We start from the raw sequence: 345 nt of genomic DNA on the forward strand, positions 1-345 counted from the left end.
TGCGCCGTCAGAGCCAGAAGTCGCCGTGCGCCACGTTTGATGCCTGCCCCACGATGGACAGCGGCATCTGCGCTGCGGCGCCGGGGGCGGTGATGACGCCGTTGGCTTGGCCGTCGGCGTCGAACGGTCCGCCATCGGTGATTGCAAAGTCCAGCCGCAGCCGCCCGCCCTTGCTCACCATCTTGCCGCCGTAGGGCGCACTGCTCAGGTTGATCCAGGTGCCGGTGCTGTCCTGGACCCAGTAGCCGTTGACGCCCAACGCCGGGTCCAGATACAGGCTGAACGTCTCGCTGCTGTGGCCTGCGGCCAGCATCGTCTCGAAGCGCAGCAGTCCGAGGGGCATCT

The 345-nt window shown here is 67.5% G+C and carries 1 protein-coding gene; it reads right to left on the minus strand.

What is annotated here, in order from left to right; all coding sequences use genetic code 11:
- Positions 1-7: 7 nt before the first annotated feature.
- Positions 8-345: choice-of-anchor U domain-containing protein (locus tag VTU_RS26385; protein WP_010102609.1), on the minus strand; the 338-nt coding region annotated here is incomplete at its 5' end.

Origin of the sequence: Verminephrobacter aporrectodeae subsp. tuberculatae At4, assembly GCF_000193225.1 — a bacterium.
In the GTDB taxonomy this organism is placed as follows: Bacteria; Pseudomonadota; Gammaproteobacteria; order Burkholderiales; family Burkholderiaceae_C; genus Acidovorax; species Acidovorax aporrectodeae.